We start from the raw sequence: 12,836 nt of genomic DNA on the forward strand, positions 1-12,836 counted from the left end.
GCGCCCGCCCCACCGGCGATCACCGTGTAGATCAGGGCCGGCACGATCACCCCACCGGCCGCGGCGGCCACCGGCACCGCCGCCCGGCGCGGATCGCGCAGGTCACCGGCGACGAACTCACGCTTGAGCTCCAGCCCGGCGACGAAGAAGAAAATCGCCAGCAGTCCGTCGGCGGCCCAGGTGGCGAGGCTCAGGTCCAGGTGCAGCGACGCCGGGCCGAGCCGAACGCTCCGCAGCGACTCGTACCCCTCGGACCAGGGTGAGTTCGACCAGATCAGGGCCAGCAACGCACCGACGAGCAGAAGCGCCCCACCCACCGTCTCCCTCCGCAGAATGGCGGAGATGCGGCGGGTCTCGCCCCAGGATCGGCGGGCGAACAGGCGGGGGCGGCGCCGGGTGGCGTCGGTCACGTAAACTCCTCGTCGGGCAGGGGGACGCGTTCATTCATCGCCGACCAGACTTCCCGGCACACCTGGTCCAACCCTATCCGGCCCCGCGGCGGGTCGCCCGGCGCGCCCATCCGAGGTCAGGCGCGTCACCTAGTACCCGGCCGCCGCACGCCGAACCATCCGCCGGGCCTCGTTCCTGGACACTCCGGTGGCCCGCAGCAGGTCGTTGGCGGCCGTGCGAAGCTGCGAGACGACGATCGTGCCGGAGAACCCCATCTCCTGCCGGCAGGCCGCACCGGCCGCCCGCACGGCGGCGAGTACCCGCTCCCGGGCCCGCACCGGCTCCCTCGCGGGAGGAACTCCCGGTGCAGCAACCGCACCGCCTCACCGAAGTACTCCACGGCCGAGGGCAGGCCGGCGGGCACCGGCTCACCCGCCCGCAACGCCGCGCCGATGCGACGGACCAGGGTACGGCTGTTGCGGAAGGCCCGTTCCATGTGCTCGGCGCCGGCCCGGTACGCGGCCAACGCCCGGCGCCGGCGCCACCACAGCGGGGAGAGCCGCACCACCTCCTCCGCCGCGCCGACGATCTCACTGAGCCGGGTCAGCTCCGGCTCGACGGCCCGCATCCGGTCGAGCACCCGCTCGGCCCGTTCGGCGTCGCCGGTGGCCAGCGCCGCCGCCGATTCCGTCATCTCCCGGGCGAAGAGGTCCAGGGCGGGATCGGCGACCCGCCGAACGGTGCGGGTCGGGTTGAGCGGGGCGAGCACGAGCGCCACGAACAGACCCACCACTCCCCCCGGCCAGGGCGTTGGCCGTCCGGCGCAGTTCCAGGTGGGGCGCGGTGGGGGTGAGCGTGGCGACCAGCGCCGCCGTGACGCCGGCCTGCGTCGTCAGCGCCCCGCTGCCGCGCACCAGCACGGCGGCGGTGACCGCCAGGAAGACGACCACACCGGTCTGCCACGGGCCGGTGCCGACGAGCCCGATGAGCACATCGCCGACCAGGATGCCGAGGAGCACGCCGCCGATCAGTTCGAGGGCGCGGCGGGCCCGGTCGTTCAGCGCCGCGGCGATCACACCGACCGCCGCCGCCGGGGCGAACGTGGGCTCCCGGTTGCCGAACACCTCCCGTGCCACCACCCAGGCCAGCGCGGCTGCCAGGCCGGCCTGGACGGCGACGATGAGGTACAACCGGAGCAGTCGGTAGTCTCCCGGCCGCAACCGACCAGCCGGTCCCGCAGCCGCCGCGGCCAGCCCGTCCCCGCCCCGGTGCCCACGGTGCGGTCACCCGCCGACGTCCGGGGCGGCGGGCTCCGGATGGGCCATGGTGCCGGTCAACGCGACCACTCCGGGGAGCCGGGTGTCCTGGCGCAGGAACTGCACCACCACCGGCACCGGTGAGCGCAGCACCAGCCCGTACGGCCGGTCCAACCGGACCGCCTCCGGGTCGACCAGGTCGTTCACCCGAACGTGCCGGACGCGCCGGGCAGCCACCGGAATCAGGTACGGCCCGACCGGCTCGGCGTCGGTGTAGTACACGTGGACCCGCACATCGGCCCGGTCGTCGGTGGCGTTGAGCACGCAGAGCTGGTCGAAGCCGGAGAACTCCGGTTCCGGCCCGGATGTGGGAAAGGGGATGTGACCGCCCGGCACGACCCACACCCGGGCACCCACCGGGCCCATCACCCCTCCACCAGCAGTCGGGACAGGTCGGGGGTGAGGAACACCCCGTCCGGGTCGAGTTGCCGCCGCACCGCCTGGAAGTCGTCCCAGTGGGGGTAGAGCGGACGCAGGTCCCGCGCGGTCAACCAGTGCTTCTTGCCCCAGTGCGGCCGCCCGCCGTACTGCCGGAAAACGGCCTCCATGTCCTGGAAGTACTCCTCGTACGGCAGGCCGGCGTTCTGCAGGCAGGCGATGGTGGTGGTCGGCCGGCCGTGGGCGTTGCTCAGCCAGATGTCGTCGGGCGCGATGGTGCGCACCAGCACCCGCCACGCCGTCAACCGGCGGTGCCGTTCCCGGATTCGGCGACGAACCTCGGCGAAACAGGCATGGAACGCCTCCGTCGGCAGCATGTACTCGATCTCCTCGAAGCGCAGCTCCCGGTGCCGGGGGATGGTGCGATGGGTGGGCCCCACCTGCATCTCCCGCGGCACCGCACCCGCCCCCGACGACGCGCCCCGAGGGCTGGGCCACGTGGGCCGCTGAACTGCCTCGTCCTCCCGGTTCATCGTGCGGATCTGGGTCAGGTCGCTGCGCGGATACCAGTAGAAGTCCATGTTGCGGTTGGTGTGCTGCAACTCGGCCAAGTGGTTCAGCGTCCAGTCCACGCGCGCGCACCACACACGCCGCCGCAGCTGGTAGCGGGGCTGCACATCGAGGGTGAGCTGGGTCAGCACGCCCAGGGCGCCCAGCGACAGCCGCACCGCCGGCAGCAGCTGCGGGTTGCGCTGCGCCGAGACGTCCAACACGTCACCGGTGCCGGTGACCAGCCGTACCCCGGCCACCTGGGTCGACAGGTTGCCGAAGCCCAGCCCGGTGCCGTGGGTGCCGGTGGCGGTGGCCCCGGCGATCGACTGGTAGTCGACGTCGCCCAGGTTGTCCATGGCCAGCCCCGCGTCGTAGAGGCCCTCACCGAGGGCCTTGAGCCTGGTGCCGGCGAGGACGGTGGCGAGGTCGCCGTCCTCGTGCACCAACCCGGCGAGGCGGTCGAGACTGACCAGGATCCCGTCGGTTCGCACCAGCGGGCTCGACGAGTGGCCGGAGCCGACGGGACGGATCTTCGCCCCGGACTCCCGGGCCCGCGTCACCACTCGCCGCACCTCGTTCTCGTCGGCCGGTTCGGCGAACTCGCCGGGAGTGAAGGCGAGGCTGCCGGACCAGTTGACGAACTGCCGCGCCACGCGGCCCCCTTCCGTCCTCGGACACCGCGACTACCCGCCGCCGGGGCGGGTAGTCGCCGAGCCGACGACCGGACGTACCCCGGGGGTGACGATGGAGCAGGCGTGGTTGGTCGTCCTCGCGGTGCTGGCGTGGCTGGCGGTCGGCCTGGTCACCGCGGCCGTCTTCGTCATCCGCGGCGGCCACCGCAGCCTGCTGTGGTATCTGGTCGGCGGCCTGCTCGGGCCGGTCTTCGTGCCCATCGCGATCGAACGCGGCCGGGCCGGCACCCGACGGGTCGAGGTGCGCTCCCGCCCACCCTCGGGCCGCCGCGACGGGCTGCGGGTCCTGGTCGGGGTGGACGGCTCGGCCGACTCCGACCGGGCCCTGCACTCCGTCGTCCGCGCGCTGGCCGGCACCGCCAGCGACCTGGTGCTCGTCACCGTCACCAGCCCCGACCTCGGCGACGTCGAGGCGGCCGAGGAGGACCGGCGGGCCCGCCGGCTGCTCGACGAGCGGGTCGCCCGACTGCCGGCGGCGCTGCCCGAGCCGAGCACGGAGATCGTCACCGGCCATCCGGTGGACGCGTTACTGGCGGTCGCCGAGACCCGCGACGCCGACCTGATCGTCGTCGGGCGTGGCGGGCATGGGCTGGGTCAACGGCTGCTCGGCGACGTGGCCGAGGAGATGGCGCACCGCTCGCGCCGCCCGGTGTTGCTCGGCGGCCTGCCCGACCGCTGAGGTTCCGTGGGGTTTCCGTCCCCGCCCCGACGGGAAGATCCGGATGACCCACGAGCACATCACCGGCGACCGCTGGCCCACCAAACCGGAACGCAACGCCCGACTGCGGGAGTGCGTCGACGTCATCCGCGCCCTGTTCGCCGGTGAGTGCGTCACCCACCACGGCCTGGTCACGGTCGACCGGGCGGAGCTGTGGACCCGGCCGGAGCAGCCGCCGCCGCTCTACGCCGCCGCCGTCACCCCGGCCACCGCCGCCTGGGCGGCCTCCTGGGCCGACGGGCTGATCACCATCAACCAGGGGTCGCCGAGGTACGCCGGGTCTTCGACGCCTACCGTGACGCCGGCGGTCGCGGCCCCCTGCTGCTCCAGGTGCACCTGTGCTGGGCTCCCGACGAGGACACCGCCCTGCGGACCGCGCACGAGCAGTGGCGTCCGGCGATCCTCGGCAGCGACGTGGGCTGGGACCTGGCCACCCCGGCGGACCTCGCCGAGGCGACCGCCTACGTACGGCCCGAGGACATGTGGGCGCACGTGCTGGTCTCCGCCGACCCCGCCCGGCACGTCGCCTGGCTGCGGGAGTACGCCCAGCTGGGCGTCGACGAGTTGTACCTGCACCACGTGGGACGCGATCAGCAGCGGTTCCTCGACGTGTTCGGCGGCCACGTCCTGCCGGAGCTGACATGAGCGTTCCACCGATCGACGGGTACGCCTTCCTCTCCGACACGCACACCTCGGCGCTGGTCGGGCCGGACGGGGCGGTCGAGTGGTGCTGCGTCCCGAACTTCGAGGGCGACGCGGTCTTCGCCCGCCTGCTCGACCGCCGGCGCGGCGGCGCGTGGTCGTGGACGGTGGCGGGGTGCGCCGAACCCGACCGGCGGTACCTGCCGGGGACGCTGGTGCTGGAGAGCCGGCACCGTGCCCCGGGCGGAGTCGCGGTCGGGCACGATTTCCTCGCCGTCCGCCCCGGCGACGCCACCCGCCCGATTCGCGCGGAGAAGCAGGAAGTGCAGGTAACGACTGCCCTCCTCGGCGTGTCCTAGTCGGAACAGGGCGAGCAGCAGCAGGGCCGCGTCGCGGTGCCAGGTGTAGCGGTAGTCCCAGTTGCGGACCGGGCGACCCGCAAGCCCCGACGGATCGGTGGACCGAGGCCCGGGACGCCCTGCGTGCCGAGATCCTCGACCGCGGGTACGACGAGACCGTCGGCAGCTTCGTGATGGCGTACGAGTGCACCGACCTGGACGCCTCGCTGTTGCGCATCCCGCTGGTCGGCTTCCTGCGGGGTGACGACCCACGGATGCTCGCCACCATCGACCGGATCCGCGAAGAGTTGGGCGTGGGGCCCGGCCTGCTCCGGCGCTACCGGATCGACGACGGGCTTCCCGGCGGGGAGGGCGCGTTCCTGCTCTGCTGCTTCGAGCTGGTCTCCGCGCTCGTGCTCGCCGGGCGGCACGACGAGGCCCGGGAGGTGTTCGACCAGCTGCGCGGGTACGCCGGCCCGCTGGACCTCTACGCCGAACAGCTCGCCCCCGACGGCACCACGCCGGTGGCTGACCGAACCTGGACCGGGACACGTCGACGCCCGGCCGGTGGACCTCCGGCCGGGCGTCGAGGGCGATGCGTCAGATGCTGAGCTTCTGCCCCGGGAAGATGAGACCCGGGTCGGCACCGACGACACTGCGGTTGCGCTCGTACAGCGCCTTCCAGCCGCCGGAGACCTTGCGGGCCTCGGCGATCTCGGACAGGGTGTCCCCCGGCCGCACCACGTAGCTGCCCCCGCTGGTCACCGGGGCGCGGCGCGGCTGGTTGCGGGTGCTGCGCTGCTCATCCCGCGACGACCGCTGAGCGGTCGACGTGGTCTGCTTACGGGACTGCGAGCGCTGCGCCGACTGCGACGACTTCTCCTTCTTCGGGGCGTAGCTCTTGGTGGAGCCGCCCTTCTTGCCGCAGGTCGGCCAGGCCCCGATGCCCTGGCCCTTGAGCACCTTCTCGGCGACCGCGATCTGCTCGCTCCGGCTGGCCAGGTCGGCTCGGGCGGCGTACTTCTTGCCGCCGTAGCCGGCCCAGGTGCTCTGGGAGAACTGCAGGCCACCGTAGTAGCCGTTGCCGGTGTTGATGTGCCAGTTGCCGCTGGACTCGCACTGGGCGATCGCGTCCCAGTTGACGCTGGCGGCGCTCGCCGGCGAGGCCGGTGCCAGCACGGCGGCGACCCCGGTGACCGCACCGACGGCGAGAGTGCCGACAGCGATGCGGCGCGAGCTGACCCGTCGATGACGGGCGACGTATGCAGTTGCCATCTGTGATCCTCCACGCCGACGAGGTGAGCTGTCGGGTTCGGGCCGAGGAGCCCGGCCGCCGTGGCGGCTTCACCCCGAGGTGACGTGCACCGAGGAACGTGGGTCCCCCGCTCCATGCCCGGGTGACTGTGGCCGCGACCGGCGGCATGGATTAGGCGTAACCGGCCACGGTGTCCGCGATCGCGGACTCCAACGACGTTAGGAAGTGTTTTGGCTGATCGCCCACCTGTTGAGAGGTTCTTCACCCGGTCAGGCGAGGACTTCGGGCCTCCGCTTGCGAAGTACAGGCCGCCGTGCACAATGCCCGGTCACCTCGATCCGGCAACACACGGTGACAGATCGACTCCTGACCGCTGACGATTTCCCCGGCTCGGTGAGGGCGGTCGGTGACCGTCTCACCCCGACATGTCACCGCCCATTCTGGTCCACGGCGGGAGCGGCCTCTCTGGCGGACAAAAAGGCCGCGCGGGCCCGGGACGGGGTCCGTCCCGGGCCCGCGGTGACCGGTGGCGTCAGAGGGTGCGGGTGAGTCGGTCGGCGAGCACCCGGGCGAAACGGGCCGGGTCGGTCAGGTCGCCGCCCTCGGCGAGCAGCGCCATCCCGTACAGCAGCTCGGCGGTCTCGGCCAGAGCCGGATCGGCGGCGTCCCGCTGGTGGGCGGCGCGCAGCCCGGTCACCAGCGGATGCGTCGGGTTCAGCTCCAGGATCCGCAGGACCTTCGGCACCTCCTGGCCCATCGCGCGGTACATCTTCTCCAGCGTCGGGGTGAGGTCGTACGCGTCGCCGACGATGCAGGCCGGCGAGGTGGTCAGCCGGGAGGAGAGGCGGACCTCCTTGACCGAGTCGGCGAGCGTGTCGCGGAGGAAGGTCAGCAGGTCGGCGTACTCCTTGGCCTGCTGTTCCCTTTCGGTCTCGGCCTCCTTGCGCTCCTGCTCGGTGTCCAGGTCAACCTGCCCCTTGGCGACGGACCGCAGCGACCGGCCGTCGAACTGGCCGATCCGGTCCACCCAGACCTCGTCGACCGGGTCGGTGAGCAGCAGCACCTCGTAGCCCTTGGCCCGGAACGCCTCCAGGTGCGGGGAGTTCTCCAGGGTCGCCCGGCTCTCTCCGGTGGCGTAGTAGATCTCGGTCTGGCCCTCCTTCATCCTGGCGACGTAGTCAGGCAGGGTGGTGGGCTCGGTGGCGTCGTGGGTGGACTCGACGCGGAGCAGCTCGAGGATCACCTCGGCGTTGTCCGGGTCCTCGAGCAGGCCCTCCTTGAGCACCCGACCGAACTCCGACCAGAAGGTCCGGTAGCGCTCGGCGTGCGCGGTACGCATCTCCTTGAGGGTGGCGAGCACCTTGCGGACCAGCCGGCGACGCACGATCTGGATCTGCCGGTCCTGCTGGAGGATCTCCCGCGAGATGTTGAGCGACAGGTCGTGCGCGTCGACCACGCCCTTGACGAAGCGCAGGTAATCCGGGATGAGCGCGGCGCAGTCGTCCATCACGAAGACGCGCTTGACGTAGAGCTGGACGCCCCGGCGGCCGTCGGCCCGGTAGAGGTCGAACGGGGCGTGCGTGGGGATGAACAGCAGCGCCTCGTACTCGAAGACGCCCTCGCCGCGCATGTGGATGGTCTCCAGCGGGTCGGCCCAGTCGTGGCTGACGTGCCGGTAGAAGTCCCGGTACTCCTCCTCGGCGACCTCGTCGCGGGGGCGGGCCCACAGTGCCTTCATCGAGTTGAGGGTGACCGGTTCCGCGTCGGCGTCGGCGTCGGCGTCGACCAGCCGGATGGGCCAGGCGATGAAGTCGGAGTACCGCTTGACGATCTCGCGGATCCTGCCGTGGTCGGTGTAGTCGTGCAGGTTGTCCTCACTGTCGACGGGCTTGAGGTGCACGGTGACCGAGGTGCCCTGCGGGGCGTCGTCGACGGTCTCGATCACGTACGTGCCCTCGCCGGTGGACTCCCAGCGGGTGCCCTCGGCCTGGCCGGCGCGGCGGGTGAGCAGGGTGACCTGCTCGGCGACCATGAAGGTGGAGTAGAAGCCGACGCCGAACTGCCCGATCAGGTCCTGGTTGGCGGACTCCTTCGACTCCTTGAGCCTGCGCAGCAGCTCGGCGGTGCCGGAGCGGGCGATGGTGCCGATCAGCGACACGACGTCCTCGCGGGACATGCCGATGCCGTTGTCCCGCACGGTCAGCGTCCGCGCCTGCGCGTCGGTGGAGATCTCGATGTGCAGGTCCGAGGTGTCGACGTCGAGCTCCTTGTCGACCATCGACTCCAGCCGCAGCTTGTCCAGCGCGTCTGAGGCATTGGACACGAGCTCGCGCAGGAAGACGTCCTTGTGCGAGTAGATGGAGTGCACCATCAACTGCAACAGCTGACGCGTCTCCGCCTGGAACTCCAACGTCTCGGTCCGGCTGCTCACACCAACCTCCTCATCCTCGTCGCGGTCCCGTCCCCGGGGATCCGCGCAAAGGATACGAGCCGCGTGGCCGTCCGGTGACACCCGGTCGTCACACCGCCCGGCGGGCCAACAGGAACGCCTGCGGGGTGGGTTCGAGCCCGCCGCCACGTGGCTCCGGCTCGCGGTGCAGCCGGGCGTGCACGGTCAGTCCGGCCGCCGCCAGCAGCTCCGCCACCCGGTCCGGATGGCGCCGGTGGAAGACCACGTCGACCGGGTCGCCCCAGGCTTCGGTGCGGCGCACCGCCTCGTCGCCGACCTGAAAGGCGAGCAGCGCGTGCCCGCCGGGGGCGAGCACGCGGTGGAACTCGGCGAACACGGCGGGCAACAGGTCGTCGGAGACGTGGATGACCGAATACCAGGCGAGCAGCCCGGGGAGCGTGGCGTCGGGCAGGTCGAGCGCGAGCATCGACCCGACCGTGAAGCGCAGGTCGGGGTGGAGCCGGCGGGCCTCGGCGATCATGCCGGGAGAGAGGTCGACGCCGCCCACGTCGAGGCCGAGGTCGCGCAGGTGCCGGGCGACGCGGCCGTTGCCGCAGCCGACGTCGAGGACCGGCCCGCCCCCGCCGGCGCGGACCAGCTCGGCGAAGGCGGCGAGCATGGCCCGTTCCCACGGCCGGGCGGCCAGCTCGTCGCGGGTGAACTCGGTGTACCGCACCGCCATGGTGTCGTACGCGGCACGGGTGCGGGTCAGGAAGCTCGGCTCTGTCACGGTCGCCGACCCTACTGTCTGCCAACGAACGGCGGCGACCTTCGCCGGCACGTCGACGCCGACTTCGCGGGGACGGTACGGGCCGGCCCGGTCCGCCCACCACCGCGGGGAGACGCCCGGCGGATAGGGTGCGTCGAGCAGGTTCAGGCAGGGCGGGAGGTCGTGGTGTCCAGAGAGACCGGGCGGACGCTCATCGCCTCGAACAAGAAGGCGCGGCACGACTACACCGTCCTCAAGACCTATGAGGCGGGGATCGTGCTGGCCGGCACCGAGGTTAAGTCGCTGCGCGAGGGACGGGTGTCGCTGGTCGACGCGTTCGCCCAGGAACGCGACGGTGAGCTCATGCTCCACGGCCTGCACATCGCCGAGTACGGCTTCGGCACCTGGACCAACCACCAGCCCCGCCGGACCCGCAAGCTGCTGCTGCGCCGGGTGGAGATCGCGCGGATCCTGGAGCGGTTGCGCGACGGTGGCGTCACGCTGGTGCCGTTGTCGATGTACTTCAGCAACGGCTGGGCCAAGGTCGAGTTGGCCCTGGCACGGGGCAACCGGTCGTACGACAAGCGGCAGGCTCTCGCCGAGCGTGACGCCAACCGGGAGATCGCCCGCGAGCTGGGCCGTCGTCTCAAGGGCCGCCGCCCCGCCTGACAGCTCGGCGGCCGTCCGGGATCCGCAGACAGATGGGCCGACGAACGGCTCCGGCCGGATCGGCATAGACTGCGCACATGAGGCGGCCGGTGTGACCAGCACGTCGGTGCGGCCAGGGCGGCCCGGTCACGCCTGCTGGGCGTACGACGATCCGGCCGTCTTCGAGACGCGGGCGCAGGAGTTCCTGCTCGCCGGTCTGGCCGTCGGTGACCGCGTCCGCTATGTCACCCCCGAGCCGGTGCCCGTGGTGGTCGAACGGTGGCGCGGCGTGTCCCGGCTGCGCGACGCCCTGTGCACGGGTGCGGCCGAGGTCTGCTCCGTCGACGACGTGTACGGCTCAGGCCCTCTGGACAGCGATGCCCAACTGGCGTCCTACACCACCATGATCGAGGCCGCACTCGCCGACGGCCACGCCGGCTGGCGGATCGCCGCGGACGGCACCCCGCTGGTCCTCGACCCGGTGCGGCGGGAGGCGTTCGCCCGCTACGAGCACATGGTCGACCGGTTCCTGCGAACCCGGCCGATGTCCGCCGTGTGCGGCTACGACCGCACCCGCCTCGACGAACGCACGATCGAGGAGCTGGCGTGCCTGCACCCCACGTCCGACCCGGGGATCAGTCTGTTCCACCTCTACGCCGGCGCCGGTGGCCTGGTCCTCGACGGTGAGCTGGACACGTCCAACCACGACGTGTTCGCCACCGCGGTGCGCCGCGCCGACCACGACCCCGGCGACCTGGTGCTCCATGCCGAAGGGCTGCGCTTCATCGACTATCGCAGCCTGCTGCACCTGCATCGGCACGCGGCGAGCCGGCACGGCGAGGTGGTGCTGCGTACCTCGCTGGCCCCCGCGTCCCGACTCGTGACGCTGCTCGGGCTGTCCCGGGTGCGGGTGGAGGTGACCCGATGAGGACCGGGGCCGCCGCGGGGCATGCCGGCCACTTCCACGAGGCCGCCCTCTACGACTCGCCGGAGGAACTCCTCGCCGTCGTGCTGCCGTTCCTGCTCGACGGGGTCGCGGCGGGCGAGCCGTCGATGGTGTCCTTCGGCGAACGCCACACCGCCCTGCTGCGCGCGGCGCTGCCGCCTCGCTCCGGTGTGACCTTCCTCGACGGCGGCGACGTCTACGCCCGGCCCTCCGCCGCGATCCGCTCCTACCGTCAGCTGCTGGCCGACCAGGTCGCCGCCGGCGCGAGGCAGATCCGGATCGTCGGCGAGCTGCCCCCGGCCGCGTTCGGCCGTACCTGGGACTGGTGGGGGCGGTACGAGTCGGCGGCCAACCACGCCTACGACGACTTCCCACTGTGGAGCATGTGCGCCTACGGCACCCGGAGCACCCCGCCGGAGGTCCTGGCCGACGTGGTCCGCACGCATCCGCGGACGGCCACGGCGGACGGCCGGCACCTGCCCAACGAGGTCTACACCGCGCCCGAGGTCTATCTGCGGGAGCCGCGCCCGGTCACGCCCGACCCGCTGCAACGCGGCACGCCGCTGGTCGAGCTGGTCGACCCGACCCCGGCGCGGGCCCGGGCGGCGGTGCGCGCCGTGGCACCCGAGCACCTGAGCGCCGACGAGGTGGACGACCTGTCCGTGGCGGTGAGCGAGACGGTTACCAACGCGCTGCGGCACGGTCGGCCGCCGGTGCGGTTCCGGCTCTGGGCCGGCGACGGGCGGGTGGTGGTGACCGTCGGCGACGCCGGCACGGGACCGACCGATCCGTACGCCGGGCTGCTGCCGGCGCGGGGCGCGACCTCCGGCGGCCTGGGGCTCTGGATCACCTACCAGTCCTGTGACCACGTCGCGATGCAGCGCGGCCCGGACGGCTTCACGCTGCGCCTGATCACCGGCGACCCGAACGTCGCCGGCTGACGGCGAGTCAGCTTCGCGACAGGTCCCGGTGGGCGGCACGCAGCCGGTCGACGGTGGCGTCGGTGCCGGGCGGGACACGACGGTCCAGCTCGGCCCACACCTCGGCGAGGGCGTCGGTGACCGCGCGCAGCTCGGCGGCGTGCCGGCGGGCACCGAGCCGGTGGGTCTCCTCCAGGCGGCGGGCCCAGCCCGCGGTGACGGCGGCGAGCCGCTCGTCGTCGGCGCGGGCCTGGGCGGCGGACCGTGCCGCCGCGGCCGGCACGACGGCGGCGATCGGGCGGGGATCGCCGTCCCGGGTGACCAGGGTGACCGTGTCCGTCAGCTCGGCCGTGGCGATCACCTGGGTCAGCCGGGTGCGTAGCTCGCGCAGCGGCATGGATCGGGGTCGACCGTCGTGGTGGGTCAGCGCGGGGGCAGCCATGACTCCATGTTGCGGCCCGGGTACGACATTTACCACCATCAGGCTCTTCGACGCTGGTGAGGCAGGTCGACGTGCTGACGGCGGCGACGTCAGGACCCGGGACGTCCGGCCGGCGCCGTGGGGACGCCGGCCGGCTCAACCCTTCACACAGACCACCTGCTTGAGGTGCGCCACCACCTCGACCAGATCGTCCTGCTGGGACATCACCCGGGTGATGTCCTTGTACGCGCCGGGGATCTCGTCGACCACCCCGGCGTCCTTGCGGCACTCCACCCCCTCGGTCTGCCGCCGCAGATCCTCGACGCCGTACGTCCGCTTGGCCTGCGCCCGCGACATCCGCCGTCCCGCGCCATGCGACGCGGAGCAGTACGCGGCCGGGTTGCCCCTGCCCCGCACGATGTACGAGCCGGTACCCATCGACCCCGGGATGATGCCCAGGTC

General features: G+C 72.5%; 16 protein-coding genes, 2 pseudogenes and 1 riboswitch. Of the genes and pseudogenes, 7 read left to right on the plus strand and 11 right to left on the minus strand.

The genetic code is table 11. The annotated features are described in order from the left end of the window. The 5 genes and pseudogenes from E1193_RS23355 to E1193_RS23370 form a co-directional block, all read right to left on the minus strand. Nucleotides 1–380: Na+/H+ antiporter NhaA (locus E1193_RS23355; protein WP_243707842.1), on the minus strand; the 380-nt coding region annotated here is incomplete at its 3' end. A 155-nt stretch (nt 381–535) separates the two neighbouring features. Next, complete coding sequence (locus tag E1193_RS33365; protein ID WP_243707844.1) at nt 536–1,180, minus strand: hypothetical protein; 645 nt, start codon at nt 1,178–1,180, stop codon at nt 536–538. Between the two features lie 61 nt (nt 1,181–1,241). Beyond that, nucleotides 1,242–1,529, minus strand: a pseudogene (locus tag E1193_RS33370) (FUSC family protein); the annotation flags it as partial. 144 nt (nt 1,530–1,673) lie between these two features. Further along, the gene (locus tag E1193_RS23365; RefSeq protein ID WP_207922820.1) at nt 1,674–2,072 is read right to left on the minus strand and encodes a sensory rhodopsin transducer; all 399 of its coding nucleotides are present in this window, start codon (nt 2,070–2,072) and stop codon (nt 1,674–1,676) included. Then, nucleotides 2,072–3,289, minus strand: a complete 1,218-nt coding sequence (locus E1193_RS23370) for a D-arabinono-1,4-lactone oxidase (RefSeq protein ID WP_132185332.1) — start codon at nt 3,287–3,289, stop codon at nt 2,072–2,074. The genes E1193_RS23365 and E1193_RS23370 overlap by 1 nt, the downstream gene beginning before the upstream one ends. 91 nt (nt 3,290–3,380) lie before the next feature. On the opposite strand from E1193_RS23370, the gene E1193_RS23375 reads away from it, so the two are divergent. Then, on the plus strand, nt 3,381–4,007 hold the full coding sequence (locus E1193_RS23375) for a universal stress protein (protein WP_132185333.1): 627 nt from the start codon (nt 3,381–3,383) through the stop codon (nt 4,005–4,007). A gap of 222 nt (nt 4,008–4,229) precedes the next feature. Here E1193_RS23375 and E1193_RS33375 read toward each other — a convergent pair whose 3' ends face one another. Next, nucleotides 4,230–4,382 carry a hypothetical protein gene (locus E1193_RS33375; protein WP_243707840.1) on the minus strand — a complete coding sequence of 51 codons (153 nt, stop codon included), beginning with the start codon at nt 4,380–4,382 and terminating at the stop codon, nt 4,230–4,232. Here E1193_RS33375 and E1193_RS33380 point away from each other — a divergent pair. The 3 genes and pseudogenes from E1193_RS33380 to E1193_RS23390 form a co-directional block, all read left to right on the plus strand. Next, nucleotides 4,377–4,691, plus strand: a complete 315-nt coding sequence (locus E1193_RS33380; protein ID WP_243707841.1) for a hypothetical protein — start codon at nt 4,377–4,379, stop codon at nt 4,689–4,691. The genes E1193_RS33375 and E1193_RS33380 overlap by 6 nt on opposite strands. Next, nucleotides 4,688–5,047: a trehalase-like domain-containing protein gene (locus E1193_RS32060; RefSeq protein ID WP_165945809.1), complete on the plus strand. Its 360-nt coding sequence runs from the start codon at nt 4,688–4,690 to the stop codon at nt 5,045–5,047. The genes E1193_RS33380 and E1193_RS32060 overlap by 4 nt, the downstream gene beginning before the upstream one ends. A gap of 92 nt (nt 5,048–5,139) precedes the next feature. Next, nucleotides 5,140–5,637: pseudogene (locus E1193_RS23390) on the plus strand (glycoside hydrolase family 15 protein); the annotation flags it as partial. Here E1193_RS23390 and E1193_RS23395 read toward each other — a convergent pair. The 3 genes from E1193_RS23395 to E1193_RS23405 form a co-directional block, all read right to left on the minus strand. Continuing rightward, complete coding sequence (locus E1193_RS23395; protein ID WP_132185336.1) at nt 5,627–6,301, minus strand: transglycosylase family protein; 675 nt, start codon at nt 6,299–6,301, stop codon at nt 5,627–5,629. The pseudogene E1193_RS23390 and the gene E1193_RS23395 sit on opposite strands and share 11 nt — an antisense overlap. Then, a riboswitch (cyclic di-AMP (ydaO/yuaA leader) is annotated at nt 6,300–6,469 on the minus strand. (Overlaps the previous gene by 2 nt.) 344 nt (nt 6,470–6,813) lie before the next feature. After that, the gene (htpG, locus tag E1193_RS23400) at nt 6,814–8,712 is read right to left on the minus strand and encodes a molecular chaperone HtpG (RefSeq protein ID WP_132185337.1); all 1,899 of its coding nucleotides are present in this window, start codon (nt 8,710–8,712) and stop codon (nt 6,814–6,816) included. Nucleotides 8,713–8,800: 88 nt separating this feature from the next. Next, nucleotides 8,801–9,460 carry a class I SAM-dependent methyltransferase gene (locus tag E1193_RS23405; protein ID WP_132185338.1) on the minus strand — a complete coding sequence of 220 codons (660 nt, stop codon included), beginning with the start codon at nt 9,458–9,460 and terminating at the stop codon, nt 8,801–8,803. 165 nt (nt 9,461–9,625) lie between these two features. Between E1193_RS23405 and smpB the strand changes: the two genes are divergently transcribed. The 3 genes from smpB to E1193_RS23420 all read left to right on the plus strand — a co-directional run bounded on the left by smpB (nt 9,626) and on the right by E1193_RS23420 (nt 11,974). Further along, entirely contained in the window at nt 9,626–10,108 is a 483-nt protein-coding gene (smpB, locus tag E1193_RS23410) for an SsrA-binding protein SmpB (protein ID WP_132185339.1), read from the plus strand. Between the two features lie 91 nt (nt 10,109–10,199). Then, nucleotides 10,200–11,015, plus strand: coding sequence for an MEDS domain-containing protein (locus E1193_RS23415; RefSeq protein ID WP_165945811.1), 816 nt, complete (start codon nt 10,200–10,202; stop codon nt 11,013–11,015). Then, nucleotides 11,012–11,974 (plus strand): anti-sigma factor RsbA family regulatory protein, encoded by a 963-nt coding sequence (locus E1193_RS23420; protein ID WP_132185341.1) that lies wholly within the window; start codon nt 11,012–11,014, stop codon nt 11,972–11,974. The genes E1193_RS23415 and E1193_RS23420 overlap by 4 nt, the downstream gene beginning before the upstream one ends. Before the next feature lie 7 nt (nt 11,975–11,981). Here E1193_RS23420 and E1193_RS23425 read toward each other — a convergent pair whose 3' ends face one another. Together E1193_RS23425 and E1193_RS23430 are read right to left on the minus strand one after the other, a co-directional pair. Then, on the minus strand, nt 11,982–12,395 hold the full coding sequence (locus tag E1193_RS23425) for a type II toxin-antitoxin system Phd/YefM family antitoxin (RefSeq protein WP_132185342.1): 414 nt from the start codon (nt 12,393–12,395) through the stop codon (nt 11,982–11,984). Between the two features lie 135 nt (nt 12,396–12,530). Continuing rightward, nucleotides 12,531–12,836, minus strand: a 306-nt coding sequence (locus E1193_RS23430) for an RtcB family protein (RefSeq protein ID WP_165945812.1), incomplete at its 5' end; no start/stop codon positions are given.

This window comes from Micromonospora sp. KC606 (genome assembly GCF_004348675.1).
Taxonomy (GTDB): domain Bacteria; phylum Actinomycetota; class Actinomycetes; order Mycobacteriales; family Micromonosporaceae; genus Micromonospora.

Excerpts from the sequence above, each read along its gene's own strand:
- E1193_RS23425 (WP_132185342.1), bottom strand. The coding sequence starts at position 12,395 with ATGGCTGCCCCCGCGCTGACCCACCACGACGGTCGACCCCGATCCATG.
- E1193_RS23395 (WP_132185336.1), bottom strand. The coding sequence starts at position 6,301 with ATGGCAACTGCATACGTCGCCCGTCATCGACGGGTCAGCTCGCGCCGC.
- E1193_RS23420 (WP_132185341.1), top strand. The coding sequence starts at position 11,012 with ATGAGGACCGGGGCCGCCGCGGGGCATGCCGGCCACTTCCACGAGGCC.
- E1193_RS23375 (WP_132185333.1), top strand. The coding sequence starts at position 3,381 with ATGGAGCAGGCGTGGTTGGTCGTCCTCGCGGTGCTGGCGTGGCTGGCG.
- E1193_RS32060 (WP_165945809.1), top strand. The coding sequence starts at position 4,688 with ATGAGCGTTCCACCGATCGACGGGTACGCCTTCCTCTCCGACACGCAC.
- E1193_RS23365 (WP_207922820.1), bottom strand. The coding sequence starts at position 2,072 with ATGGGCCCGGTGGGTGCCCGGGTGTGGGTCGTGCCGGGCGGTCACATC.